This window comes from Streptomyces pseudovenezuelae (genome assembly GCF_029892565.1).
Lineage (GTDB): Bacteria > Actinomycetota > Actinomycetes > Streptomycetales > Streptomycetaceae > Streptomyces > Streptomyces pseudovenezuelae_A.
The window spans coordinates 40,609-66,220 of sequence record NZ_JARXVH010000019.1 but is presented as its reverse complement, the minus strand read 5'-3'; the positions used below and the strand labels follow the sequence as shown (position 1 = coordinate 66,220).

The 25,612-nt window shown below is 71.2% G+C and carries 23 protein-coding genes and 1 pseudogene; 9 read left to right on the top strand and 15 right to left on the bottom strand.

The window, feature by feature from the left end; translation table 11 throughout:
* Positions 1-112 precede the first annotated feature (112 nt).
* A complete protein-coding gene (locus M2283_RS40915; RefSeq protein ID WP_280881630.1) occupies positions 113-1,159 on the top strand; it encodes an acyl-CoA dehydrogenase family protein in 1,047 nt (348 codons plus the stop codon).
* Here the strand turns inward: M2283_RS40915 and M2283_RS40910 are convergent.
* The 5 genes from M2283_RS40910 to M2283_RS52035 all read right to left on the bottom strand — a co-directional run bounded on the left by M2283_RS40910 (position 1,156) and on the right by M2283_RS52035 (position 5,476).
* Positions 1,156-2,301 (bottom strand): LLM class flavin-dependent oxidoreductase, encoded by a 1,146-nt coding sequence (locus M2283_RS40910; RefSeq protein WP_280881629.1) that lies wholly within the window; start codon positions 2,299-2,301, stop codon positions 1,156-1,158. The two genes, M2283_RS40915 and M2283_RS40910, sit on opposite strands and share 4 nt — an antisense overlap.
* A gap of 46 nt (positions 2,302-2,347) precedes the next feature.
* Entirely contained in the window at positions 2,348-3,535 is a 1,188-nt protein-coding gene (locus M2283_RS40905; RefSeq protein WP_280881628.1) for an SfnB family sulfur acquisition oxidoreductase, read from the bottom strand.
* Between the two features lie 5 nt (positions 3,536-3,540).
* Positions 3,541-4,095: an NADPH-dependent FMN reductase gene (gene ssuE / locus M2283_RS40900; RefSeq protein ID WP_280881627.1), complete on the bottom strand. Its 555-nt coding sequence runs from the start codon at positions 4,093-4,095 to the stop codon at positions 3,541-3,543.
* Positions 4,096-4,158: 63 nt separating this feature from the next.
* Complete coding sequence (sfnG, locus tag M2283_RS40895; RefSeq protein ID WP_280881626.1) at positions 4,159-5,280, bottom strand: dimethylsulfone monooxygenase SfnG; 1,122 nt, start codon at positions 5,278-5,280, stop codon at positions 4,159-4,161.
* Between the two features lie 118 nt (positions 5,281-5,398).
* On the bottom strand, positions 5,399-5,476 hold the full coding sequence (locus M2283_RS52035; RefSeq protein ID WP_351520955.1) for a putative leader peptide: 78 nt from the start codon (positions 5,474-5,476) through the stop codon (positions 5,399-5,401).
* A gap of 143 nt (positions 5,477-5,619) precedes the next feature.
* Between M2283_RS52035 and M2283_RS40890 the strand changes: the two genes are divergently transcribed.
* Both M2283_RS40890 and M2283_RS40885 read left to right on the top strand, forming a co-directional pair.
* The gene (locus M2283_RS40890; RefSeq protein WP_280881625.1) at positions 5,620-6,531 is read left to right on the top strand and encodes a LysR family transcriptional regulator; all 912 of its coding nucleotides are present in this window, start codon (positions 5,620-5,622) and stop codon (positions 6,529-6,531) included.
* Positions 6,532-6,657: 126 nt separating this feature from the next.
* Positions 6,658-8,640: a hypothetical protein gene (locus M2283_RS40885; protein ID WP_280881624.1), complete on the top strand. Its 1,983-nt coding sequence runs from the start codon at positions 6,658-6,660 to the stop codon at positions 8,638-8,640.
* 43 nt (positions 8,641-8,683) lie between these two features.
* Here M2283_RS40885 and M2283_RS40880 read toward each other — a convergent pair whose 3' ends face one another.
* Complete coding sequence (locus tag M2283_RS40880) at positions 8,684-8,869, bottom strand: hypothetical protein (RefSeq protein ID WP_280881729.1); 186 nt, start codon at positions 8,867-8,869, stop codon at positions 8,684-8,686.
* 239 nt (positions 8,870-9,108) lie between these two features.
* On the opposite strand from M2283_RS40880, the gene M2283_RS40875 reads away from it, so the two are divergent.
* On the top strand, positions 9,109-10,482 hold the full coding sequence (locus M2283_RS40875; protein ID WP_280881727.1) for a cryptochrome/photolyase family protein: 1,374 nt from the start codon (positions 9,109-9,111) through the stop codon (positions 10,480-10,482).
* A gap of 135 nt (positions 10,483-10,617) precedes the next feature.
* The gene (locus tag M2283_RS40870; protein WP_280881623.1) at positions 10,618-11,058 is read left to right on the top strand and encodes an SPW repeat protein; all 441 of its coding nucleotides are present in this window, start codon (positions 10,618-10,620) and stop codon (positions 11,056-11,058) included.
* 99 nt (positions 11,059-11,157) lie between these two features.
* Here the strand turns inward: M2283_RS40870 and M2283_RS40865 are convergent, their stop codons facing one another.
* From M2283_RS40865 to M2283_RS40850, 4 genes and pseudogenes are all read right to left on the bottom strand, one after another.
* On the bottom strand, positions 11,158-11,925 hold the full coding sequence (locus M2283_RS40865; protein WP_280881622.1) for an ArsR/SmtB family transcription factor: 768 nt from the start codon (positions 11,923-11,925) through the stop codon (positions 11,158-11,160).
* A gap of 91 nt (positions 11,926-12,016) precedes the next feature.
* A complete protein-coding gene (locus tag M2283_RS40860) occupies positions 12,017-12,547 on the bottom strand; it encodes a phosphotransferase family protein (protein WP_280881726.1) in 531 nt (176 codons plus the stop codon).
* A gap of 210 nt (positions 12,548-12,757) precedes the next feature.
* Positions 12,758-13,258: pseudogene (locus M2283_RS40855) on the bottom strand (GNAT family N-acetyltransferase); the annotation flags it as partial.
* Between the two features lie 116 nt (positions 13,259-13,374).
* Positions 13,375-14,829 carry an APC family permease gene (locus M2283_RS40850; protein ID WP_280881621.1) on the bottom strand — a complete coding sequence of 485 codons (1,455 nt, stop codon included), beginning with the start codon at positions 14,827-14,829 and terminating at the stop codon, positions 13,375-13,377.
* Between the two features lie 199 nt (positions 14,830-15,028).
* Between M2283_RS40850 and M2283_RS40845 the strand changes: the two genes are divergently transcribed.
* Positions 15,029-16,213, top strand: coding sequence for an ROK family protein (locus M2283_RS40845; RefSeq protein ID WP_280881620.1), 1,185 nt, complete (start codon positions 15,029-15,031; stop codon positions 16,211-16,213).
* 121 nt (positions 16,214-16,334) lie between these two features.
* Positions 16,335-19,082, top strand: coding sequence for a glycoside hydrolase family 2 protein (locus M2283_RS40840; RefSeq protein WP_280881619.1), 2,748 nt, complete (start codon positions 16,335-16,337; stop codon positions 19,080-19,082).
* Here the strand turns inward: M2283_RS40840 and M2283_RS40835 are convergent.
* A complete protein-coding gene (locus tag M2283_RS40835) occupies positions 19,069-20,502 on the bottom strand; it encodes a hydrolase (protein WP_280881618.1) in 1,434 nt (477 codons plus the stop codon). The genes M2283_RS40840 and M2283_RS40835 overlap by 14 nt on opposite strands.
* 289 nt (positions 20,503-20,791) lie before the next feature.
* Here M2283_RS40835 and M2283_RS40830 point away from each other — a divergent pair, with 289 nt between their 5' ends.
* Entirely contained in the window at positions 20,792-21,055 is a 264-nt protein-coding gene (locus M2283_RS40830; protein ID WP_280881617.1) for a GlsB/YeaQ/YmgE family stress response membrane protein, read from the top strand.
* 93 nt (positions 21,056-21,148) lie between these two features.
* Here M2283_RS40830 and M2283_RS40825 read toward each other — a convergent pair whose 3' ends face one another.
* From M2283_RS40825 to M2283_RS40815, 3 genes are all read right to left on the bottom strand, one after another.
* The gene (locus M2283_RS40825) at positions 21,149-22,072 is read right to left on the bottom strand and encodes an NAD-dependent epimerase/dehydratase family protein (RefSeq protein WP_280881616.1); all 924 of its coding nucleotides are present in this window, start codon (positions 22,070-22,072) and stop codon (positions 21,149-21,151) included.
* 123 nt (positions 22,073-22,195) lie between these two features.
* Positions 22,196-22,972, bottom strand: a complete 777-nt coding sequence (locus M2283_RS40820) for a GNAT family N-acetyltransferase (protein WP_280881615.1) — start codon at positions 22,970-22,972, stop codon at positions 22,196-22,198.
* A gap of 40 nt (positions 22,973-23,012) precedes the next feature.
* Positions 23,013-23,411: a MerR family transcriptional regulator gene (locus M2283_RS40815; protein WP_280881614.1), complete on the bottom strand. Its 399-nt coding sequence runs from the start codon at positions 23,409-23,411 to the stop codon at positions 23,013-23,015.
* A 94-nt stretch (positions 23,412-23,505) separates the two neighbouring features.
* Between M2283_RS40815 and M2283_RS40810 the strand changes: the two genes are divergently transcribed.
* Positions 23,506-24,723 (top strand): MFS transporter, encoded by a 1,218-nt coding sequence (locus M2283_RS40810; RefSeq protein WP_280881613.1) that lies wholly within the window; start codon positions 23,506-23,508, stop codon positions 24,721-24,723.
* Between the two features lie 120 nt (positions 24,724-24,843).
* On the opposite strand, the gene M2283_RS40805 is transcribed toward M2283_RS40810, so the two are convergent.
* Positions 24,844-25,551 (bottom strand): chaplin, encoded by a 708-nt coding sequence (locus M2283_RS40805; RefSeq protein ID WP_280881612.1) that lies wholly within the window; start codon positions 25,549-25,551, stop codon positions 24,844-24,846.
* Positions 25,552-25,612: the final 61 nt, after the last annotated feature.

Here is a 25,612-nt window from a genome sequence, read left to right as displayed (position 1 = left end):
GTCCTCCGTCGTGTCGTGTCGTTCGTGGTGTCGTGTCCTTCTCTCACCTCCTACACGAACGACACAGCCCCGGATCGACACCTCGCGCGACGAGATCGCGAGAATCCTTTCCATGACCGTCGAAACCCATCCCCTCATCCCCGTGGCCAGGTCTCTCGCGGACGACCTCCTCGCTCCGCGCGCGGCGGAGGTCGACCAGGGGACCGTGCCCGCGAGCCACATCGAGGCCATCAGGCGGTCGGGGCTGCTCGGGGTGAGCGCGCCGAAGCAATACGGCGGTGCGGGCGCCCCGGACTCCGTGGCGCGGGAGATCGCGGAGATCCTGTCCGGGGCGTGCTGCTCCACCTGGTTCGTGCAGACCCAGCACCACACGCCGGTACGGATGCTGGCGAAGTCCGCCCTCCCGGTCCGGGAGCGGCTGCTGCGCCCGCTGGCGACCGGTGAACTGCTGGCCGGCATCGCGTTCGCGCACGTCCGGGCCTTCCCTAAGGTCCCGGTGCGGGTCACGCCGGAGCGCGGCGGCTGGCGCTTCGACGGGACGGTGCCCTGGTACACGGGCTGGGGCCTCAACGACGTGATGCTGCTCGCGGGTGTGACGGACACGGACGAGGTGGTGTTCGCCTTCACCGAGGCGCGCGAGCAGCCGGGCCTCACGCCCTCCGCGCCGATGCGCCTCGCCGCCCTCACCGCGTCCGTCACGGTCTCCCTGGAACTGGACGGCCTGTGGCTGCCCGACGACGCGGTGGTGCTGCGCACCCCGCAGGAGAAGTTCGCCCTGGTCGACCTGCCCCGTAACACCAACGCCTCCCCCGCCGTCTTCGGGGTGGCGTACGCGGCACTCGGTCTGCTGGCCGGTGCCGGTGAGGAGGAGGCCGCGGGAGCGCTGCGCGGGCGGCTCGACGAAGTGCGGCGCCAGGTCTACGAGTTGGCCGAGCACCCCGTCCCGCACGAGCGCGTCGCGGAACGGCTTGCACTCAAGACACGGGCGTACGACCTCATGCGCGCGGCCACGACGGCGGCGGTCGTGGCCCGCGGCGGCCGGGCGATGGACCTGCGCGAGCCGGCCCAACGGCTGGCCCGGGAAGGGATGTTCCTGCTGGTGCAGGGGCAGACCGTCGAGGTGCGACGGGCGCACCTCGACGCGCTGGCGGAGATCTAGCTCGCGAACGGCACCTGTGCCGACGGCGCGGACTGCTTGCCGAACGGGTGCTGCCACAGCCCCTGTTCGGCCAGGCGCGGCAGGACGCCCTCACCGAACCAGTACGCCTCCTCCAGGTGCGGATAGCCGGAGAGCACGAACTCGTCGATGCCGAGGGCGTGGTACTCCTTGATCCGCTCGGCGACCTCGTCGTGGCTGCCGACCAGCGCGGTGCCGGCGCCGCCGCGCACGAGCCCGATGCCCGCCCACAGGTTGGGATGGATCTCCAGGCCGTCCCGGTTGCCGCCGCCGTGCAGGGCGAGCATCCGCTGCTGTCCCTCGGACTCACTGCGCGCGAGCCCGGCCTGTACGGACTTCACGGTCGCCACGTCGAAGCCCGCGAGGAGCCGGTCCGCCTCGGCCCAGGCCTCCTCGGAGGTGTCACGGGTGATGACGTGCAGCCGGATCCCGAAGCGCAGCGTGCGGCCCTGCTTGGCCGCGAGCCCCCGGATCCAGGCGATCTTCTCGGCGACCTGCGCGGGCGGCTCGCCCCAAGTGAGGTACACGTCCACGTACTTGGCGGCCACCTCCCCGGCGATGGGCGACGATCCCCCGAAGTACACCTCGGGGACCGGGTCCGGCACGCGGGCCAGCTTGGCGTCCTCGACCTGGAGGTGCTCACCGTGCAGGTCGACGGTCTTGCCCTCCCACAACTGCCGCACGATCTCCAGGAATTCGCCGGTACGGCGGTACCGGTCGTCCTTGTCGAGGAAGTCGCCGTAGGCCCGCTGCTCGTGGCTCTCCCCGCCGGTGACGACGTTGAGGAGCAGCCGTCCGCCGCTCTGCCGCTGGAAGGTGGACGCCATCTGCGCGGCGAGCGTCGGTGAGACGAAGCCGGGGCGGAAGGCGACCAGGAACTTCAGGCGTTCGGTGTTCTGGCTGACCATCGCGGTGGTCAGCCACGCGTCCTCGCACCAGGCGCCGGTCGGGGTGAGCGCGCCCACGAAGCCCAGGTCCTCGGCGGCACGGGCGATCTGGCTCAAGTAGGCGACGGTCGGCGGCCGGTCCCGTCCGGAGACGGTGGCCGGGGTGCCGTGGCCGCCACCGACGACGTGCCGGCTGTCGCCGTTGGTGGGCAGGAACCAGTGGAAGGTGAGGGACACGGGGTCTCCGTTCGGTGGGTCGGGCCAGGGCTCTTGTGGAAGGGCCCTAGAGGAGGCCGTGGCGGGGTGGCCGCGTGCCGTTGAGCACGTACCGGCCGATGTGCTGGATCTTCCAGCGGGTCGGGTCGTGCAGGGTGTGGGTGCGGGCGTCGCGCCAATGGCGGTGCAGGTTCAGTGAGTTGAGCGCGGAGCGGGTGCCCGCCACTTCGAAGAGGGCGCCCGCCACCTCGACCGCCGCCTGGGCCGCCCGGACCTTGGCCGCGGCTACCGCGATGGACGCCTCGGCCGCCGTGTCGTCGGTGAGGTCGGCGCGCGCCGCGTCGACCGCGCGGGCGGCCTCGCGCAGCAGCGCCTCCGACGACCACACCTGGAGGGCGAGTTCACCGAACCGCTGGATCAGCAGCGGGTCCTCGGCGGCGCTCTCCAGACCGCTCTCGAACCAGGGCCGGCTCTTCGTCCGGACGAACTCCGCCGCCTCGGCCAGTGCTCCCCCGGCGATGCCCGCGTCGATGGCGGCGTGCAGCAACTGTGCGACGGCACCGTGGAGTTGGGGCCCCTCGAAGGTGAGGTGGTGGGGCAGGACCCGGTCGGCGGGCACCGGGACGTCGGCAAGCCGGACGGTGCCGCTGGCGGTCGTCCGCTGGCCCATGCCGTCCCAGTCGTCGACGACCGTGACGCCGGGGGCGTCCCGCGGCACGTACGCCACGTGCAGCTGGTCGCCCTCCGCGCGGGCCAGCACCGGGATCCAGTCGGCGAAGAGGGCACCGGTCGAGTAGTGCTTGACGCCGGTCAGGACGTACGAGCCGTCCGGCTGCGGGGTGAGCCGGGTCCGGATGTCCTGCACGTGCTTGGTGCCTGCCTCCGACTGCGCGTTGCCGAAGCGGCGCCCCGCGAGCAGCTCCGCGAAGAAGAACTTCTGCTGCTGCGGGGTGCCCTGACGGCGGATCACGTTGACGTACGCGAAGTGGCTCTGCGGGATCTGGGCGAGGCTGGCGTCGGCCGCGGCGAGCAACCGGAAGATCTCCGCGAGGGTGAGGGAGCCGACGTCCGCCCCGCCGTGCTCGGCGGGGACGGTGACGGCGAGCAGCCCTGACGCGGAGAGCCGGTCCAACTCCGCGCGCGGCAGCCTGCGTTCGGTGTCCCGGGCGGAGGCTCCGACGCGGAACTCCGCGGCCAGGGTGGCCGCGACGGCGAGGGCCTCCGCGTCGGCGGCGATGACATGGACGGCGGACATGGCGCTCAGCTCGCCGCCGCGAGGAGCGGGGTGCGGCCCAGCACTGTCGAGAACTGGTCGACCACCTGGACGAGGGCCTCGGTGGCGGTCGGTGCGACGGTCAGGACGCCGTCCTCGCGCACGGTGATGTCCTTGTCGAGGGTGAACCAGCCCTGCACGATGTGGGCCGCGCCCATGGAGCTGAGCACCGGGCGCAGCGCGTAGTCGATGGCCAGGACGTGGGCCGTGGAGCCGCCGGTGGCGAGCGGCAGCACGGTCTTGCCGGCCAGCGCGTACTGCGGGAGCAGGTCGAGAAGCGCCTTGAGGACTCCGGAGTAGGAGGCCTTGTAGACGGGGGTGCCGACGACGACCCCGTCGGCGCGCTCGAAGAGTTCGGTGGCCTCGACGATGGCGGGGTGCCGGAAGTCCGCGCCGAGCAGTGCCTCGGCGGGGATGGTGCGCACGTCGAGCGGTATCACCTCGTGGCCCTGGGCGATCAGACGCTGGTCGAGATGGCGCAGGAGCCGGTTGGTGCGGGAGGAGGCGGAGGGGCTGCCGGAGACGGACAGGACGGTGGCCATGGGTCCTCTTTCGGGGGCGGTCCGGAGGGAAGCGGTCAGCAGGCGTGAACGACGAGCGGACCGTCAGGCGTGCACGGGTACGGACCGGGGCTCCGTGTCCGGGAGTTGGGCCTCCAGCTCGCGCACGAGCGGCAGGACGCGCTTGCCGAAGTACTCGACCTCCTCGTGGTAGTGGAGGAAGCCGAGGAGGAGCAGGTCGACGCCGAGCTTCTTGTAGGCGACGATGCGTTCCGCGATCTGCTCGGGGGTGCCGATCAGCCCCGTACGGAAGCCGTCGTTGTACTGGATCAGGTCCTCGAAGGCGGAGTCCTGCCACATGCCCTTCTTGTCGGCCGTGGACTGTCCCGCCTGCTTGACCGCCGCGCCGAAGCCCTCGACGGCCTCGGTGTCGGCCTTGGCGATGATCTCGCGGAGCGTGTCGCGGGCCTCGGCCTCGGTGTCACGGGCGATGAGGAAGCCATTGAGGCCGAACTTCGGTGCGGTGCGCCCGACTTGGGCCGCCGAGGCGCGTACGTCGGCGATCTGCTCGCTCACTCCGTCGAAGTCCTTGCCGTTGGAGAAGTACCAGTCGGAGACCCGGCCGGCCATCGCGCGGGCGGCGGTGGAGTTGCCGCCCTGGAAGATCTCGGGGTGCGGGCGTTCGGTGGTGTTGAGGGGCTTGGGCTTGAGGGAGAAGTCGCGCAACCGGTAGAAGTCACCGGCGAGTTCGGTGTGGTCCTCGGTCCAGATCTGGCGCAGGGCGCTGATGAACTCCTCGGCGCGGCGGTAGCGCTCGTCGTGCTCCAGCCAGGGCTCGCCGAGGGCGGTGAACTCGCCCTTGAACCAGCCGGAGACGACGTTGACCGCGAAGCGGCCGTTGGAGAGGTGGTCGGCGGTGGCGCCGAGCTTGGCGAGGACGCCGGGGTGCCACAGGCCGGGGTGGACGGCGGCGATGACCTTCAGGCGCTGGGTGGCGAGCAGCAGGGCGAGGCTGAAGCTGGTCGACTCGTGCTGGAACTCGGCGCCGTAGCTGGCCATGTAGCGGACCTGGCTGAGGGCGTACTCGAATCCGTTGTTCTCGGCGAGGACGGCGAGTTCGCGGTTGTACTCGTATCCCCAGTCGGTGCGCTGTTCGATCTTGCTGGTGACCAGTCCCCCACTGACGTTGGGGACCCAGTAGGCGAATTTCAGGGGCGCGGCGGGCATGCGGAACTCCTGTTGCGGAATGTTTTCGGGCACGCCGAATTCGGCTGGAGTGAACTCCGGCGAATTTCAGGCGGGAACGAAAGAAGAGCGGCGGATCACGGGACGGGGGTGACGGGGATCAGGCCGCGGTGCAACAGGAGGCGCTGGAGACGCGCGCGAGGTCGACATGGCGTCGCCGCGTGAGGTCCAGTCGCATCATCATGCCGTCGATCGTGGCAGCCGTCGGCGACGGGCGTCAAGGAAAACCCGACCGGTCTCGTATCGCGGACCATTGATTTTCACGAAGGTGTGACAGGGAAACCCTTGAACGAGCCGGGAAATCGGCCGCATTCTGCGGGCATGCGGACCGAACAACTGGAATACATAGCGGCCGTCACCCGGCTCGGCTCCCTGCGCCGGGCCGCGGAGGAACTGCGCCTGTCCCAGCCCGCGTTGAGCGAGACCGTACGGAATCTCGAACGGGAGCTGGGGGTCGACCTCCTGGAGCGCAAACGGTCCGGCGCGACGATGAGCGCGGAGGGCCGGGAGCTGCTGCCGAAGATCGTCGACGTGCTGGACGCGGTGGACCGGCTGCGGGTGGCGGCCGGCGAGCAGCACCGGATCAGTCGCATGGTGCGGGTGGGCACGGTCAACGCGGCGACCGTGCCGCTGCTGCTGCCCGTCGTACGTGACTTCCGCGCCTCGCATCCGCTCACCCAGGTCGAGGTGGTCGGCGCGCAGCAGACGGACATCCACCGGGCGCTGTCGGAGGGCGGGTTCGATCTCGGTCTGGTCAATCACCTGGACGGCGACGACATGCCCACCGACTTCGAGTCCACCGAGTTGCTGTCCGGGCTGCCGGTGGTGTGCGTGCGCCCGGACAGCCCGTTGGCGGCCCGGCCGACCGTCGCGGTGGAGGAGCTGCTCACCGAGCCGCTGATCGGTATGCGTTCCGGCTATGTGATGCACCGCTATGTCCACCGGCTGTTCGACGGGCGGGACCCGGCCTTCGCGTATTCGACCGACGGCGCCGAGATGGGCAAGCTCATGGTCGCGGAGGGGCTGGGGGCGACGGTCCTGCCCGACTTCAGTGTGGTCGGGGACCCGCTGGAGCGGCTCGGCGCGATCACCTACCGTCCGATCGCCGGCGCCACGGCCCGGGTCCTGCTGATGCTGCGTCGCCGCCGCGCGGAGTCCGTGCCGCAGGCGGCCGGGGATCTGCACGAGGCGTTCGTACGACGGTCGCGGGAGCTGGGCGAGGCCCGCGTCTGACGGGTCCGGGCGCGGACGGAACGGTTCCGGGCGCGACAGGACACGGCCGGTCGGTGACCGGTCGCGGATTCACTCGTTTATCGGAGCGGCACAGCATCGCGTCCCCTCTCCGAAAGCGTCCCGCCCATGCACCTTCGCTCGCGCCGGCGCCCCTCGGCAGGCACCAGGCCACCGTTCCTGGAGGTCGAGTCCCTCCTTGTCGAGCAGTACGGGGAGCTGGTCCGCCTGGCGCATCTCGTCCTGCCCGCGACGATCGGCCGGCACCGCCGGGTTCTCGTGGCGCACTCCTTGGTGCAGCGGGCGCTGACGGGCGTTCGCGCGCTCCCCGGGCACGCAGTTCCGCCCCCGCGTGCGGAGAAGCGTGGAGGTGACCCCGTGGAGCGCTCGCTTCTGCTGGAGGTGCTGCGCGGCTCGCTGTCGTACGGCCGGGGGCCGCGGCTGTGGCCCGCACGGTTCGCGTCTCAGGGGACGCTGCTGCCCGGGCTCCCGCTGGTTGTGGGCCTGCGGCTGTTCCCGCGGTCGGGCGGTGCGGACGAACTCGCCCTGGCGCAGCGCCTGTCCGGTGTGCCGGCGGCGGCTCGGGCCGCGTTCCTGCTGCGCTCGGTGCACGGCATGAGCGACGACGCCGTGCACCAGCTGCTGTCGGACGCCGGTGCGCGGGATCCGGACGCCGCCCTGCGGACCGCGGACGCCCTCGACGAGAGCGTGGGTACGCGGGCCGCCGCGCTGCTGACCTCGCTGGAGTTCGACGCCTGCGCCCTCCAGGCGAGCCCCACCGATCTGCTCCGCCGCAGGCGCCGGGCCCGGCTGGGCCTGGCCGCCCTCGCGCTCCTTGCGGTGACGGGGGTGACGCTGGCGGCGACCACGTCCGGTGGCACGACGTCCCAGGCGGAGGCGCCGGCGTCCGCCGCGGGCAGCGCCCTCCGTCCGGCGGAGCTGGTGCGCACCCCGGCCGGGGTGTGGGACCACACCCCGCGCGTCGACTTCACCGCCTGGCCCGCGCGCGGCGCCCGCGTGCACGACGACGACCTGCTCGGCCGCGCCCTGACGGCATGGACCCGCCCCGCACGGCGGACCCACGTCACCCTCGCCCCCGGTACGACGGCGGCCGTGCCCACGTCCGCGCCGCAGCTGCTGTACGCGGGTGACGTCGACGACCGTGCCGTCGTCCTGCTGTACGACGGTCAACGCCTCGCCCGCTACGACGAGTTCGGCTCCTCCGGTGAACGTGCGGAGCTGAGCGTCGCCCGCGCCGACGACGCCGACGTCACCACGGCGGCGGCAGTGGCCCTCGGCCCGAGCGAGCAGGGCAGGAGCGCCGTCCGCTATCTGCTGGCCCCCTGGGTCGCCGAGGCGCAGACACGCGACCTGCTGCGGCCGGACGTCCTGGCCCGTCCGCTGACCGTGTCGAAGGAGGGGGTCACCGGCCCGGTCGCGACCGTGGCCGCTGGCCGTGGCTGTGCGGGCCGGCCGGCGCTGCAACTGCGGTCATCGTCGCGTGTCGCCGAGCATCACGCGTTCCTGCTCGCCGGACTGGGTGACCTGTCGCCGGTCCACCTCACCTACACCCCGCTGCCCGGGCACGGAACTCCGCCCGCCCGTCAGCCCCGGGAGGCCACCGGTCCGGCGGCGCTGCTGGCGTGGACCCATCAGGCGTGCGGCCTTGGCTCGTTGCGCGGCACCGGCGTCCGGGCCGTCAACGCCTGGGACTTCGCCGAGCAGGAGCTGCCCGAGGGCGGCGGCCACGCCGTGTGGACCTGCGCTCGCGCCGACTCCTGGCGCGGACCCGGCGATGTGACGGTGACGCTCCGCACGAGTCGGGACGCGCAAGCAGCACCGGCCCGTACGGTCGCCGGGGCCACGTCCACCGCCGCCTGCAGCCGGTTCGGACAGCATGTCGTCGCCGCCACCGGGTGGCGGTCTCCGCGCGGGCACTGGTTCGTCGTGGCGGCGGGCAGCCGTGCCGTGACCCGGCTGTCCGTGACGGGTGCGGTGTCGGCCACGAAAGAGGGGCGGACGCTCGCGCTGCCGGCGCCTGGGAAGCCCCGGGTCGGTGTGCGGGCGCGGCTGGCCACGGGCGGGTCGTTGGACGCCGTGGGATCACGCTGACCGAGCGGAACCGACCCCGGTCGGACGCCGCTCCGGCCCGGGGTCAGTCGTCGTCGCCTACCGGGACCACCACGAGAAACGCGTCCGACTTCAGATCCATCACGACCGTCGCGGGTACCCCTGCGGCACGGCGCTGCGCCGCGTACTCCTCCGCTGGCCACGAACCGCGCGGACCTCCCGCTGGAAATCGATCCAACACCTTGGCCCCCATAGCGGCAGACACCTCCATCGTTCGTTCTGCGATGCGCCACGACCTTCGTCGTAGTGACCGCTTGCCCGCGATGTGCACGGACATGTCAGGTGAGCGGAGGGAACCACCTGGACAAGTCGGGTGAGTGGCCGGAGCCGCCCGCGCCCGTCACCCTCCCGAGGGAACCGCGCACCGGCAGGTCGGTGTCCGCGTCCGTCGCCCACACCGGACCGGCAACACTCACGGTCCGCCGTCCCTCTCCCTCCGGAGCCCGCACCATGAACGTCTCGGTCGTCCTGTTCACCTCCGACCTGCGCCTGCACGACCACCCGCCGCTGCGGGCCGCGGGCGAGGACCGTCAGGTGGTGCCCCTGTTCGTGCGCGACCAGGGCGTGGCCGGCGCCGGGTTCGCCGCGCCCAACCGGCTGGCGTTCCTCGCCGACTGTCTGCACGATCTCGACGCCGGTCTGCGTGAGCGTGGCGGCCGGCTGGTGATCCGCTCCGGCGACGTGGTGGACGAGGTGTGCAAGGTGGCCGCCGAGACGGACGCCGACGAGGTGCACATGGCGGCCGACGTCAGCGCCTATGCGCAACTGCGCGAAGGACGGCTGCGGCGGGCGCTGGAGTCGGTGGGGCGGCGGCTGTGCGTGCACGACACGGTGACGACGGTCGTCGCGCCGGGCGCGGTGACGCCCGCCGCCTCGGACCACTTCGCGGTGTTCACGCCGTACTTCCGCCACTGGTCGGGACATCCGCAGCGCACTCCCCTCGCCGCGCCGCGCAGGGTGGGGGTCCCGGAGGGCGTCGGATCCGAGCCGCTGCCCTCCCGCGCCGACCTGTCGGGGCTCTCGCCGGCTCTGTGTCCCGGCGGGGAGGTGGCGGGCCGCAGGCTGGTCACGGCCTGGCTGCGCGGGGGCCTCGCCGCGTACGAGGACCGCCGCGACGACCTGGCGGGCGACGCCACCTCCCGCCTCTCCCCGCACCTGCACTTCGGCACCGTCTCCCCCGTGGAACTCGTCCACCGGGCGCGCCGGGCCGGCGGACCGGGAGCGGAGTCCTTCGTGCGGCAGCTCGCCTGGCGCGACTTCCACCGCCAGGTCCTGGCGGCCCGCCCCGAGGCCGCCCTCGCCGACTACCGGACGAAGGGGGACCTGTGGCGTACGGAGCACGCGGCCCGCGAGGACATCGAGGCCTGGCAGGAGGGGCGTACGGGCTACCCGGTGATCGACGCGGCGATGCGCCAACTGCGCCACGAGGGCTGGATGCACAACCGCGGCCGGCTGCTGACCGGGAGCTTCCTCACCAAGACGCTGTACGTCGACTGGCGCGTGGGCGCCCGCCACTTCCTCGATCTGCTGGTGGACGGCGATGTGGCGAACAACCAGCTCAACTGGCAGTGGATGGCCGGCACCGGCACGGACTCCCGCCCCAACCGGGTCCTCAATCCGGTGACCCAGGCGAAGCGTTACGACCCCGACGGCGCGTACGTCCGGCGCTGGGTGCCCGAACTCGCCCCGCTCGAAGGCGCGTCGGTGCACGAGCCGTGGAAGCTGCGCGGGCTCGACCGCGCCGCGATCGGCGACTACCCGGACCCCGTCGTCGGCCTCGCGGAGGGCCTCGCCCGCTTCCGGCAGGCCCGCGCCCTCGACTGAGGGAACAGGGCAGCGAAGCCCTTATCGCTCCATAACTACACATAAAGGTTAAATAAGAGCAGAATGGCTGTACGCGGCACTTGTCCGCAGACCGCATCAGCCGCGGTCAGGCCTGCAAGTCAAAGGAGACGAGTCATGGCCAACGTCTCGCACACCAGAGGTGACATCACCAGCCACCCTGATGTTTCCGAAATGCGGGCACGGTACGCCCACATGCTCGGTGGTCGCGATGTGGCGCTCATGGACGGCCCGGTGTTCCTGCTCGGCCTCTACTGCGCCGTATCCCCCTGGATACTCCACTACACGACGAGCCAGCCCGCCCTCGTGACCCACAACCTGATCGTGGGCATCGCGATCGGCCTGCTGGGGCTCGGGTTCACCGCCGCTCCGGCGCGGATGTACGGCCTGAGCTGGGCCATGTGCGCGCTGGGCGTGTGGATGATCGTCTCGCCGTGGATCGTCGGCGACAGCCCGGACACCGGCGTCGTGCTGAACAACATCATCATCGGCGCGCTGGCCGTGGTCCTGGGCATGCTGTGCGCCGTCGCGGCGGCGAGGAGCGCCCCCAAGGCGTAGCGCGAAAGGACGGGACGACAGGGCGGTCGGTCCGCGTTCCGCGCGGACCGACCGCGCCGACGTTCGCACCTCTCGCGAGCGCCTCCCCCGGGCGCCCTCTCAGTGCCCCGGGACCAGCCACGGCTCCTGCGGGAGCGGGCTGCCCGTCTCCAGCAGCGACTTGAGGTTGGACAGCACCGCAGGCCAGCCGCCCGACACGTCGGCGAGCTCGCCCTGGTCGTTGAGGTCCTCGTGGGTCACGGTGAGGCGGACGATGTCCTCGTGCGGCTGGATGTCGAAGGTCACGCGGGAGAACCTGTCCTCCCGCCCCTCGTTCTCCGGCGCGCCCCAGGTGGTGACCAGACGGGTCGGCCGCTCGCTCTCCACGACGGAGCCGACCACGTCGGCGATGCCGGAGCCGTCGAGGCGGACGTGTTCCCAGCGTGAGCCCGGGCGCCAGTCCGAGACGTTGCGGTGACCCCAGTAGACGGCGGTCAGGTCCGCGTCGGTGAGCGCGTCCCAGACCTTCTCGGGTGTGCTGCGGATGTAGGTGACGTAGACGAATGTGGGCTTGTCGGTCATGGCTTCCTCGGCTCGTCGTTTCACGGCGCTCAGCACGCTCAGGCGCGGGCGCTCGAACTTGTCGATCCACCGCTCCTGGATCTCGTGGAGCGGGACCGGATTGAGGTAGTGCAGCCTCTCCCGTCCCCGCCGCACCACGCTGACCAGGTTGGCGGCCTCCAGGACTGCCAGATGTTGGGTGACCGACTGGCGCGTCATGTCGATGCGCTCGCACAGCTCACCCAGTGTCTGGCCGTTCTGCTCGTGCAGCCGGTCGAGCAGCCGCCGGCGCGTCTCGTCGGCCAGCGCCTTGAAGACCTTGTCCATCCCTGAGTCACTCTCGGATCGCACACTCAACGTTATGCAGGCAATTACTTGCATGTCAATGCGGGATGGCATCTACGCAGGTCAGCGGGCATCACTCGACGAACGCCGCCAGCTCCCGCCGATGCGCGGCCACCCACTCATAGGCGCCCTTCACCTCCGCCACGGCCCCATCCGCGCGCAGCCCCACCATGGCCGGCTCCCCGTGGTCGGCCCCCGCCTCGATCCCCCGCCAACACCGGTCCTGCCACCACAGAACCGCGTCGAGCAGCCGATCCCGGCCGGTGAGCCCGTACGCGTCGCAGATCAGCCCGATCCGGCGTGCCGCCTCGGGCACGTCCGTCACGCCCGGGCCGAGGTCCAGGTACTGCCAGCAGAGGTGGGCGACGTCGTGGACGCGTTCGCCGGGCGCCGCGAGGTCCCAGTCGATGAAGGCGAGCGGCCGCCATCGGTCGCCGTCGACGGCGTACACCGTGTTCTTGGGCGCGAGGTCGTTGTGGCACACGACCTCCCCGCCCGCCGCCAAGTCCGCACCGGCCGTCAGGTCGTGGAACTCCCGTACCAGCCGCGCGACTTCGGCCAGACCGGCATCGGTGCGGGCCGCCTCCCGTTCCCGCGCACTCACCGCCGGCCGCCCCTCGATGTGGTCGAGGATCTCCCGGTCCTGATCGTCCGTACCGAGGTGGCGGGGCGCCCCCTGCCAGCCGTGCCGCTCGAACAGGGCGAGCACGTCACGGACGTAGTCCGATCTGTCGGAGATGGTGCGGCGCACTGTGGCCCCGACCCGGACCACTCGGTTCACGGCGCCACCACTGAGCACCGTCTCGCCCCCGCCCCTCTCCCCATCCGTTCGGAACGAGATCCACAGGTCCGCCGGCAGCTCTGGCCGATCCGGTACCGGCCTGGCCTCCTCGTGCCACGCGTCGCCCGCGACCTCCGTGGCGACCCGGCGCCAGAAGCGGACCGCCGGTGGGTTGTCATGCTGGAAGGCGATCTCCCAGGCGCCCGGATGCCGGGCGACGATCTCCAGGACGGCGCGCAGGCCGATGCCCGAACGGCGTGCGCCGCGCACCACGAAGAAGCTGTTCAGTACGCGTGTCGCGCTGTCCAGGCCGCGTACGAACGCGAAGCCGACGGGGCGGTCGCCGCTCAGGAACAGGTACGGCGCCCAACCCGGTTCGGTGAGCGCCGAGTTGACGCGTTCGGCGCGGAAGGTGCCGTCCGGGTCGGGCAGGACACCGCGCATCCCGGACAGGTCGTGGCGGAACATCAGCCAGAGGCGTTCGATGACGGTGCGGTCGTCGGGAGTGGCGGGGCGCACGGATACGGCTGGCATGGAACTCCCTTGCAGGAAAGGGGCGTTGGCCGGGAATGCGGGCGGGCACGCAGAAAGCCTCCCCGGCGGACGGTGCCGGGGAGGCTTTCTGAGGTGGCAGGGATTCTAGCGTGTGGTCAGGTGCCCGCGGGTTCCGCGTCCGGGGCCGGCGCGGTGACGTACTCCTCGCTGATCTCCTTCGGGCCGAACGGCCAGACCTTCTCGAACCGCGCCCACAGGAAGAACGCGGCGCATCCGAGGGCGAGCCAGGCCAGGGACCATTCGATGGGATGGCGGCCCGGGGAGTTGCGGTCGGCGTAGCCGTAGATCACGCACCAGCCGATGAACGCGACGATGCTCGGCACCGGGTAGAGCCACATGCGGTAGGGGCGGCGCAGGGTCGGCTGGCGTCGGCGGAGCACGGTGAGCGCGATGATCTGGGCCAGTGCCTGGACGATCACCATCACCGTGGTGAGGAGCTGGATCAGGGTCGCGAGGTCGGTGTGGCGGCCGATCAGGAAGCCGATCGCGGTGATCACGCCCATGGTGGCCAGGCCCAGCATCGGGAAGCGGTGCTTGGGGTGCAGCTTCGCGTACGGCCGGAAGAAGACCCGGTCGCGGGCCGCGTCGTAGGGCACGCGCGAGCCGCCCAGCAGGCCGGTGAAGACGGAGGCGAACGCCGTGATCAGGATCAGGACCGTCACCGTGTCGGCGGCGCCCTTGCCCCAGGTCTCCTCAAGGACCGCCGAGGCGACCGAGGTGGACGCGATGTCGGCCGGGTCGGTCATGCGGTGCCAGTCGATGACGCCCAGCGTGCCGATCTGCAGGAGCAGGTAGATCACCATGATGCCGGCGATCGAGAAGAGGATGGACCGGGGCAGGTTGCGGCCGGGGTCCTTGATCTCGGCGCCCATGTAGGCGGTCGTATTGTAGCCCAGGTAGTCGTAGATGCCGATGGTCAGACCCGCGGCGAAGCCCAGCCAGAAGTGGTCGCTCATCAGGTCGAAGGCGTGCGCCGGGTAGGTGAAGGCGAGGTGCGCGCTGAAGTCCGAGGCCGCGGCGACGATGACCAGGAGCACCGACGTGATCATCACGGCCCACATCACGGCGGTGATGCGCGCGATGTGCTCGATGCCGCGCCACAGCAGGAGCACGACCAGGGCGATGACGCCGAGGCCGATCAGGTCGCCGCCGGTCTGCCCCAGATCCGGTGCCAGGTAGCCGAGGTACTGGACGAATCCGACCACGCCCGTGGACATGATCAGCGGGATGAAGAGCATCGCCGTCCACACGAACAGGAACGGCATCAGCCGGCCCGTGCGGTACTGGAAGGCCTGGCGGAGATAGACATAACTGCCGCCCGAGCCGGGCATCGAGGAGCCCATTTCGGCCCAGACGAGGCCGTCGGCAAGCGCGAGGACGGCGCCGGCGACGAAGCCGATCACCGCCTGCGGGCCGCCGAACGCGGCGACCATCAGCGGGATCGTCACGAACGGGCCGATGCCGCACATCTGGCTCATGTTGATGGCGGTGGCCTGGAACAGGCCGACGCGCCGGACGAAGCCACCGGAAGGTGGCGGGCTACCGGACATGGGGACTCCTGGAGGTGGGCGCGGGGAGGCGGAGTACGGCGGGCCGGCCGTGCGGTGACGGCCGACGGACTGGAGGCGGCGGGTGACCGGCCGACGCCGGTCTCCCTTTCGGCTGCCCGGCGGGGCTGACTGGGCGATAAAGTTAAGGAGCCTTACTTGATGCGTCAAGAGGTAGTCCCCTATGCGTGAGAATGGTGCGATGCCCGCCAGCGACGTCGTAGAGCAGCCGGAACAGCCGTGGAACCGGCAGCGGCTGCGCAGCACCAACGAGCGGCTGCTCCTTGACCGACTGCGCTCCGCGGGCGCCGCCTCGCGCGCCCAACTCGCCCGCGATACAGGCCTGTCCAAGCCGACCGTCTCCAGCGCGCTGGCCGCGCTGGCGGCGGCAGGCCTGGTGCACGAGGTCGGAACACACGCGCCCGAGCGCGGTCGTACGGCCGTGCTGTACGCCCCCGACCCGGCCGCCGGATACGCGCTCGGGGTCGATGTCGGCCGCAGCTGGCTGCGCGTGGCCGTGGCCGACCTCGACGGATCGGTGATCGCCCGCACCGACGTCCGCAACCGCGCCCGCAGCTCCGGCGCCATGGCCGACCTGGTCGTCGGCGCGGCCCGCCAGATCGTCGCGAGTTCCGGCGTCGACCCGGCCGAGGTGGTGCACGGGGTGGTGGGCACGCCGGGCGTGTACGACGAGAAGCGGCGGCGGGTGCGGTACGCGATGCATCTGCCGGGGTGGGGCCGCGCGGGCCTGATCGACCGGATGGGCGAGGAACTGGGCATCCCGCTGGAGGTGCACAACGACGCCAATCTGGCGGCGCTCGGCGAGTACACCTACGGCGTCGGTGCGGGCAGTCGGCTGTTCGCGTACATCCTGATCGGCACCGGTCTCGGGATGGGCGTCGTGGCCGAGGGCAAGCTGTTCACCGGGGCGCACGGGCTGGCCGGCGAGATCGGCTTCCTGCCGTGGCCCGGGCAGCAGAAGCCCGAGACGCTGGAGGACGCGGTGTCGGGGGTGGCCGTCGTCGAGGCGGCGCGCACCTTCGGGATGAGCGGGCAGCTGACGGCCAAGGCCGTGTTCGACGCGGCGCGGCACGGAAACCCGGCCGCGGTGAAGGCGGTTCAGCTGGAGGGCGAGCGGATCGCCCACACGGTCGCGGCGGCGGCCGCGGTGCTCGACCCCGACCTCGTGGTGCTGGGCGGCGGGGTGGGCCACAGCGTCGACCTGCTACTGCGTCCGGTGCGGGAGCAACTGCGGGCACTCACCCCGCTGCGGCCCAAGGTGGTGCCCAGCCGACTGGGCGAGGACGCGGTCCTGTTGGGCGCGGTGGCGACCGCACTGGGGAGCGCACGGGACATGGTTTTCGAGCGCCGCTCGGCCGCATCCTGAGCAACTCCCCCGAGGGCCCCGGTGATTGACACGGCTCATGCGCCGCCCTACTTTGAGCCGAGTTAGTAAAGTTTCCTAACTTGACGACGGCCCTGAACCTGATGACGGCTTGGAGACCCCCGTGTTCCGTCGCCCCACCGCCGGACGCCGCCCGCTCGCCACGACCGCCCTCGCCCTCACCCTGCTCGGCTCCCTCTCGACGAGTGCGTGGACCGAACCGCAGGAGAGTGCCCCCCACATCCGCACCACCCACGTCTCCGCCAAGGCCGGCAGCGCGACCCCCCTCTCCGGCTACGCGATCCAGTCGACCGCCAAGGTGAGCGACCCGCCGGCCACGGTCTCCTCCCCCGGTTACCCCGCGAGCGGCTGGCACCCGGCCGGGTCGCGCTCCACCGTCCTCGCCGCCCTGCTGGCCGACGGCCTGTACGCCGACCCCTTCTACTCGACCAATCAGCAGAAGATCCCGAAGGCCGACTTCCAGGTCCCCTGGTGGTACCGCTCCGACTTCACCGTCGCCGACACCTCCGAGCGCACGTACCTCGACTTCAGCGGGGTGATCTCGGCGGCCGACGTGTACGTCAACGGCAAGCAGGTCGCCACGGCCAAGGACGTCACCGGGGCCTACACGCGGCACGAGTTGGACGTGACCTCGCTCGTCCGCTCCGGCACCAACACGGTCGCCTTCCGTATCCAGCCCAACGACCCGAACAAGAACCTGACCATGGGCTGGATCGACTGGCTCCAGCCGCCGCCCGACGAGAACATGGGCATCGTCCGAGACGTCCTCGTACGCCGCGGCGGACCGGTCGCGCTGCGCGACGCGCACGTGGTGACCGACCTGGCCGTCCCGTCACTGGCGACCGCCGACCTGACGGTCAAGGCGCAGGCCCGCAACGACTCGGACGCGCCCGTCACGACGAAGGTCGCGGGCACCATCGGCGGTACGTCCTTCGAGAAGACGGTGTCCCTCTCCGCGCACGAGACGAAGACCGTCACCTTCACCCCCTCCGAGGTCCCGGGCCTCCACCTGACCTCCCCGAAGGTGTGGTGGCCGGCAGCCATGGGGGAACAGCCGCTCTACAGCCTCGACTTGACCGCCTCCGTCTCGGGCACCGCCTCCGACACCGCTCACCAGACCTTCGGCATCCGCGACGTACAGGCTCCGCTCAACTCCGACGGCGCCCGCCAGTACCGGATCAACGGCCGCAAGCTGCTGATCAAGGGCGGCGGTTGGTCACCGGACGAGTTCCTGCGCTGGGACCGGACCTACGTCGAGGACCGTCTCAAGTACGCCCTCGACCTGGGCCTGAACACCATCCGCCTCGAAGGGCACATCGAGCCGGACGAGTTCTTCGACCTCGCCGACCGCTACGGCATCCTCACCCTCCCCGGCTGGGAGTGCTGCGACAAGTGGGAGGGCCAGGTCAACGGCGACGAGCGGGGCGACCCGTGGACCGCCGCCGACTACCCGGTCGCCAAGGCGTCGATGGCCGCCGAGGCCGCCCGGCTGCGCGACCACCCGAGCGTCATCTCGTTCCTCATCGGCAGTGACTTCGCCCCCGACGCGACCATCGAGAAGACCTACCTCGACGCACTGAAGGCCGCCGACTGGCGGACCCCGGTCGTCGCCGCGGCCTCCGCCAAGTCCTCGCCGGTGAGCGGTAGTTCGGGCATGAAGATGACCGGTCCCTACGACTGGATCCCGCCGAACTACTGGTACGCCAAACGCGAGGGCGGCGCCACCGGCTTCAACTCCGAGACCAGCGCGGGCCCGGACATCCCCACCCTCGACACCCTGCGCCGCATGACGACCCCGGCCGAACTCGACACCCTCTGGAAGAACCCGGACGCCAAGCAGTACCACCGCTCGCCGTCCTCGACCTTCGCCACCCTCAAGCTCTACGACAACGCCCTCACCGGCCGCTACGGTGCCCCGACCGGCCTGACCGACTACGTCCGCAAGGCCCAGCTCGCCCAGTACGAGAACGTCCGCGCCCAGTTCGAGGCGTACGGCCGCAACGCCACCGACATCTCCAAGCCCTCGACCGGTGTCGTGTACTGGATGTTCAACAGCGGCTGGACCTCCCTGCACTGGCAGTTGATGGACCGTTACCTCGACCAGGGCGGCGCCTACTTCGGCGCGAAGAAGGCGGGCGAGCCGCTGCACATCCAGTACTCCTACGACGACCGCTCGGTCGTCGTGGTGAACAGCCGGCACGCGTCGGAGGGCCAACTCACCGCGCGGGCAACCCTGTTCAACACCGACGGCACCCAGAAGTACGACAGGAGCGTGACCGGGGTGACGGTCGCCGGCGACGGCGCCCACAGCACCGCGCTCACCCTGCCGTCGTCGGTGAGCGGACTGTCGACTACGTACCTGGTGCGGCTGACGCTGACCGACGCGTCCGGCAAGGAGGTGAGCCGGAACGTGTACTGGCTCTCCGGCAAGCCCGACACGCTCGACTGGGCCAACACCGACTGGTACTACACGCCGACGACGAGCTACGCCGATCTGAAGGGGCTCAGCTCGATGGCGCAGGCGCCGGTGTCGGCCCAGGGGGCCACGGTGTCGGCGGACGGCACGTCGACCACGACCGTCACGATCCGCAACACGGGCACGGGGAGGACGCCTTCGCTGCTCACGGACGTCCATCTGGTCGACGCCCACGGCACACCGGTGCTGCCGGTGCGGTGGTCCGACAACCAAGTGAGCCTGTGGCCCGGCGAGTCGACGACCTTGACCGCCACCTACCGGACGACGGATCTGCACGGGTCGGCGCCGAACGTGCGGGTCTCCGGCTGGAACACGCCGGAGCGGACGGTCCCGGCGGGTCCGCCGGAACCGTCCGGTCGGCTCAGCTCACGTTGAGCGCGGTGTCGTCGATGACGAAGGACGTCTGGAGGGTGGACCCCTCGACGCCGCTGAACTTGATGGTGGAGGTGGTGCCGGCCAGGGAGGAGACGTCGAAGCTCTTGAGGACGTATCCGGAGGCCGCGTTGAGGTTGGAGTACGTGGCCAGGGTGGTGGATCCGGCGGTGACCGTCAGTTTGTCGTAGGCGGTGCTGGTGGTGGTCTCCGCGGTGTCCACGTGCAGATAGAAGCTGAGGGTGGCCGAGCAGCCGGACGGAATGGTCACCGACTGGGACAGGGTGTCGGTGTGGGCCGATCCGTAGCCGTCGAGCCAGGCCTTGTAGGAGCCGGTGCGGGCGGCCTCGCTGCTGGAGTTGGTGATGACGCCGCTGCTGCCGCTCCAGGTGGTGGCCCCGGACTCGAAGCCGGGGTTGCCGAGGAGTTGGGCGGAGGTGCAGGTGCCGCCGTCGCCGCCACCGTCGTCACCGCCACCGCTGTCGCCCTCACCGGCGAGCCAGGCGGTGGCGTTGAGGGCGAGCGGCGCGTTGGTGGCGCCGGTGTCGTTCCAGCCGTCGTAGAGGGTGTTGCCGGACTGGCCGGTGCCGTCGTCGACCGGTGAGGTGTCGCCCCAGAAGGCGACGCGGCCGCTGCCGAAGGTGCTGGTCGCGAAGAAGGCGCCGGTGTTGCCGGAGTAACCGGAGCGGTAGAGCAGGCCCTTGACCGAGGAGTTGTCGGCGGGCTTCAGCGTGGCCGTGGTGCCGTCGGCGATCAGGCTCTTGGTGACCGTGCCGAAGGAACCGTGCAGCACCGGGTTCGTGCTGTCACTGATGGCGGCCGGGTAGCCGGAGCTGATGTCGAGGGTGTCGATGGAGAAGCCGAACGGGTCGGTCGAGTCGACGCTGTTGTTGGTCATCAGGTCGTTGAAGATCTCGACCGCGTCCTCGCCGTCGTTGTTGCGGTCGGCGCCCGTGTGGTCGGAGATCATGAACAGACCGCCTCCGGCCTTCACGAAGTTCATGATCGCCGTCTTCTCGGCGGTCGTGAACAGGGTGTTTGGCTCGGGCAGGACCAGCGTGTCGAAGTTCGACAGGTCTGTCGTCGACGAACCGCCGTAGGTGAGCGCGCTGGTGGCGGTCTTCAGGCTGTAACTGCCGTTCCTCTGCAGGGCTACGCCCCACGAGGACAGGGCGCCGGTCCAGTCCGTCTCGGCGGACGGGGAGGAGTCCTGGGAGAGCGGGTCGGGCTTGCTGGTGGAGATGATCCAGTCGGCGTTGCCTGCCTCTTCGGCGTGACCGTCGTCGAACAGGATCCGGTGCGTGGTGGCCGCGTGGGCGGGGGTGGCGCTGACCGCGGCCTGGACCGCGGCGCCCGTGGTGAGCAGGCCGAGCGTCGCGAGAGCGGCGGTGAGTCTATGACGTGACCTGGGGAGTCCGAGCATCCGGCTTACCTCCGTGCGGAGTTGGGGGCTATGGGGGGAGAGCGATGCGGGACCGTTACTACGCGCGTAGAAACAGCACATCTGCGCGCGTAGAAATACGACCGGAAGACACCTGCGCGACCAGCCGGTTGAACCGTACATGGCAAGAGCGGGGGTGAACAGGCGTCATCCGGCACACCCGGGCGGACGTTGACCGGACGTTGACCGGTGGTTGAAAAACGGAACGGACTGTCCCAGCCCGCAGCGGGCATTCGGTTAATGCAGAGGTACTTGACGAAGAGGGGCGGAGATGGAGATTTCGGGCATCATCAGTGCCATCGTGATCGGCATCATCATCGGTGTGCTGGGGCGGCTGGTGGTACCGGGCCGTCAGCGCATCGGCATCCTGCTGACGATCGTCGTCGGCATCGTGGCCGCGCTGATCGGTGCGGCGCTCGCCTCGGCGTTCGGCGTGGCCGACACCAAGGGCGTGGACTGGATCGAATGGCTCATCCAGATCGGCCTTGCCGCGGTCGGCATCGCCGCGCTGGACCGGACCAGGGTGCGCCGCTGACCCACACGGCCGGTATCGACCGGCCGCCGACCCGCATGACCGACGCGGACACGGGCGGGGCGTTCGAACGCCCCGCCCGCTCGGCATGTGCTCTCAACGAGCGGCGGCGAACGCGGTGAGCCCGTCACGGGCGGCCGGGTACACGGGCGTCCAGCCCAGCTCCCGCTCCGCCTTGGCCGCGGACACCCGCATGCTCGACCCGAACATCGCGTGCGCGTACGGCATCGGCGCGGTCAGCCACAGCGGCACGGTCATCGGCTTCGGCAGGCCGAACTCCTCGGCCACGCACAGAAGATGGGCCCGGAACCCGAGCGGTGTGCGGTCCACGACGTTGTACGCCTGCCCCGCTCGCCCGCGCTCCACGGCGGCGACCACCGCGCGTGCGGCGTCGGTGAGTTCGACCCACGGCAGGACGCGACCGCGGTCGGCGGGCGCGGGCAACTGCCGCTTGCGCAGCATCGGCAGGAGCGCGTCGGTGCCGCCGGGTCCGTAGAACAGACCGAAGCGCAGCGCGATGCCGGCCAACCCCTCGGCCCCCAGGGTGAGTTGCTCCTTGGTGCGCATGCCCTTGAGGTGCTTCTCCAGCTCCGGCGAGGTGCCGCGCGGGCCGTACGGGTCGTCGTCCTCGGTAACCACGTGGTCACCGAAGTCCCCGTAGCCGTAACCGAAGACAATCGACTCGGCGACGAAGCGGGTGGCGCCGGTGGCCCGCGCGGCTTCGACGAGGTGCGCGGTGCCCTCGATGCGCAGGGCGTCGGTGGCGTACATGTCGCGGTGGCGCATGGGCGGCTTGCGCAGGACGGTCGCGGCGTGGATCACGGTGTCGAAGTGCTGCCCGTCGACCGCCCGCAGCAGACCGTCCCGGTCCATGAGGTCGGCCCGGACGCCGTTCACCTGCCCCCGTCCGAGACCGGTGACCTTGTGGCCCGCCTCGGTGAGGGCCCGGGCGACGTGAACGCCGAAGACGCCACTGGCGCCGGCGAGGAGGATGCTCTGGTTCTTCTGGTGCGTCGTCATGACCGTGCGACGGATCGAGTGACCGTGGATGTGACATCCCGCCGGGGGTGACCCACGTCACCGGAGCGTGCGGACCCCTGTCCGTGCAGGTCAGGAGGATTTGACGCCCCTGCCTTCGCACCCCTACGGCGTGTACACGTAGGGCGTCGTGGTGGTCAGCGGCTCGAAGCCGAGGCGCTCCAGGATCGGGCGGCTCTGGGGGGAGGCGTCGACCTGGAGGTAGCGGTAGCCACGCTCCACGGCGGAGCGGGCGCGGTGGGCGACCAGGGCGCGGTAGACGCCGCGTCCGCGCCAGGCCTCGACGGTGCCGCCGCCCCACAGACCGGCGAACCGGGTGCCGGGCACGAACTCCATGCGCGCCGCGCTGACCGGCTCGTCCCCGGCGAGGGCCACGACGGCGACCACCGTGTCGGGCTCGGAGGTGAGCCGAGCGAGCAGTTGGTGGCGCATCCGGGTGCCGTCGGTGCCGAAGGCCTTCTCGTGCACGTCCCCGACGAGTTCGACGCCCGCCGCGTCGGTGACCGGCAGCAGGCGGATGCCCTCCGGCGGTTCGGCGTCGAGGTCGAGGGAGTTGACCTCGGCGATCATCAGCGTCTCCTCGGGCTCGGCCGTGAACCCGGCGGCTGCGAGCCGCTGTCCCAGGTCCTCGGGCAGGTCGTGCCCGTACAGCTTCCACTCGAACTCGTGCCCGAGTCCGGAGAAGTACGCGACCTGCTCGGCGATCGCTTCGTCCGCGGTCGTCTCGTCGAGGTCGGACCAGACCACACCGTTCCACCCGCGCGCCGAGGCGACCTGCCGCACCACCCGGCCGACCCGCTCGACCCGTGCGTCGGGCCCGTCCGGCTGGGCACCTTCGCGCATATTGCGGTCGAAGAGGGCGAGTACACCGACATGATCCATGGGCTCACTCCAACACCCGGGGGCCAAAGGGGCAACAGTTTTACGAAGACTGCACAGATACGGAGTTCCGGTCCCGGTCCGGCCGCACCGCCGCGAGGTAGGACCGCAGTCGGTCCCGGTTGCGGGCCAGGCAGTCGATGCGGGCCTGGATGCGGTCGACGTGGTCCTGCAGCAGGGCCGCGGTCTCGGGGGTCAGCCGGTCCGCGGGCAGGACGATCTCGTCCGGGCCGGACAGATACGGCAGGATCGCCCGGATCATCTCCGTGGTCAGCCCCGAGTCCAGCAGCCCGCGGATCTGCTGGACGTCCCGGACCGTGGGTTCGCCGTAGTCGCGGTATCCGTTCTCGGTACGGTCCGGGCTGAGCAGGTCCTGCTCCTCGTAGTAGCGGAGGAGTCGCGTGGGGACGCCGGTACGGCGGGACAGTTCGCCGATCTTCACGACCGCTCCCCCATCACAGTTCGCCGATCCTCATGGCCGCCTCCGGAAAGTCGTCCTTGCCTTCACACTGATGTGAGGGTTCGACCATGGTCCCATGTCCACCGCATCCATGGCCAAGGGCACCGGCACCGCTGTGCCCGTCCCGCTGCCGTGGCCGGGCCTGCTCGCCCTGTCCACGGCCGCCTTCACCGCCGTCATGACCGAACTGCTCCCCGCGGGGCTGCTCCCCCGCATGGCACCCGCGCTCGGCGTCTCCGAAGCGCGCGTCGGATTCCTGGTCACCGGGTACGCGGCGGCCTCCTTCGCGGCCGCGATCCCCCTCACGGCGCTGCTGCGCGGGCTGCCCCGCCGGCGCGTACTGGTCGGCGCGTTGGCGGGGTTCGCGGTCAGCAACTCGGTGGTCGCGCTGTCGTCGTCGTACGCCCTCACCTTCGCGGCCCGGCTGCTGGCCGGAGCCGTGGGCGGTCTGCTGTGGGCGATGCTCGTCGGGTACGCGGCCCGGATGGTGCCGGCCGAGCGGCGCGGCCGGGCGATCGCGATCGTGCTCGCGGGGATCACGCTGGCCCTGTCGCTGGGGGTGCCCGCCGGAGCCGCGCTGGCCGGGGCGCTGGGCTGGCGGACGGCGTTCGGGACGCTGGCCGGGCTCGCGGTACTGCTGATCGGCTGGGTGCGGTGGCGGGTGCCGGGCTTCCCGGGCGAGCCACCGGAGGCACGCATGCCGCTCGCGCGGGTGGCCGCGCTGCCGGGTCTGCCCGCCGTCCTGTCGGTCACGCTGTTCCTCCTGCTGGGGCACCAGGTGATGTACACGTACGTCGCTCCGTTCGCCGCGCACGCCGGTCTCGGCCGTCCGGATGCGGTGCTTCTGGTGTTCGGCGCGGCCACGGTGGCCGGCATCTGGCTCACCGGTCTCCTCGTCGACCGGCACCTGCGCGCCGCCCTGTTGACCGCGCTCGCGGTGTGCGCGGGCGCCATGCTCTGCCTCGGTCTGCTCGCCGGGACGCATGCGGTGCTGTTCGGCTCCGTCGCGCTGTGGGGTGTCGCATTCGGCGGGGCGCCCACGCTCATCCAGACCGCGCTGGTCGACGCGTCGGGTCCGGAGGTCGCGGACGTGGCGACCTCGCTGCAGGCGACCGTCTACAACGCCGGCATCGCGGCGGGGTCCCTGACCGGGGGCCTGGCCCTGGACGCCTTGGGACCCGGGGCGCTTCCCTGGACGTCCCTCCCGCTCGTCGCGGCCGCCCTGACAACGGTGGCCCTTGGGAGTCGGTACGCCTTTCCGGCCGCACGGCGGCGGCTGTCGTCCGGCTCTTGATGGGGGACGTCAACTCCTCGGCGCGAGCGGGGAGTTCGAGGCGACCGCCGCTCGACAACGGAGGCCCCACCGGGAGGGGAGGGTGCCGGTGGGGCCTTCCATACGTTCACGCGGGCGCGGTCAGCGCGTCGCCCTCGGCCGGAAGCGGCGGTACAGCGCGGCACCGCCGATGACCAGCGCGGCGCTCGTCACGGCGGCGGGGAGCGCCGGGTCGGCGCCGGTGTGGGCGAGGGTGGGCGCCGCCCACTCCGGGGTGTGCGGCGAGCCCTGCGGGCCCGGGTGCGCCTTGGGCGCGGTGGGCGGCCTGGGCGTCGGGCGGGTCGGGTGGTGGGGGTGGTCGCCGGAGGTGTTCACGGACTCGTTGCCTACGGACGCGTTCCCGACGCCGACCACGCTCACCGAGTTGCCGCTGACGTTCACCGGGAGGTCGATCGGGAGCTGGAGGCCGTTGCCGGAGAGGAGGCCTGGCGAATCCTTTCCGCCGCCTCGGGCCACGCTGCCGCCGGAGGCGGTGGAACCGGGCGCGGTGGACCGGTGTGCGCCGGAGCCGTCCGCACCGGAACGCGGTCCCGCCCCGGCCTTGCCCGCGCTTTCGTTGGCGCAGGTATTGCCCGCGGCCGGGTTCAGGAGCCCGACCACGTTCACGGTGTTCCCGCAGACGTTCACCGGGACGTGCACCGGGAGCTGGATGGTGTTGCCGGAGATCAGCCCGGGTGAGCCGGCCGCGGCACCGTCCGCCGCCGAGTCGGCGTGCGCCGGAACCGTCACGACCATCGCGCCGGAGGCGGCGGCGACGGCGATCACACCGTTTCGGGTAACCCTTCGCATAGGGTCCCTGCCTTCCAGACAAGGGCGCGGGCACAGGTCCCGCGCCGGAGAGGCGGGCGGC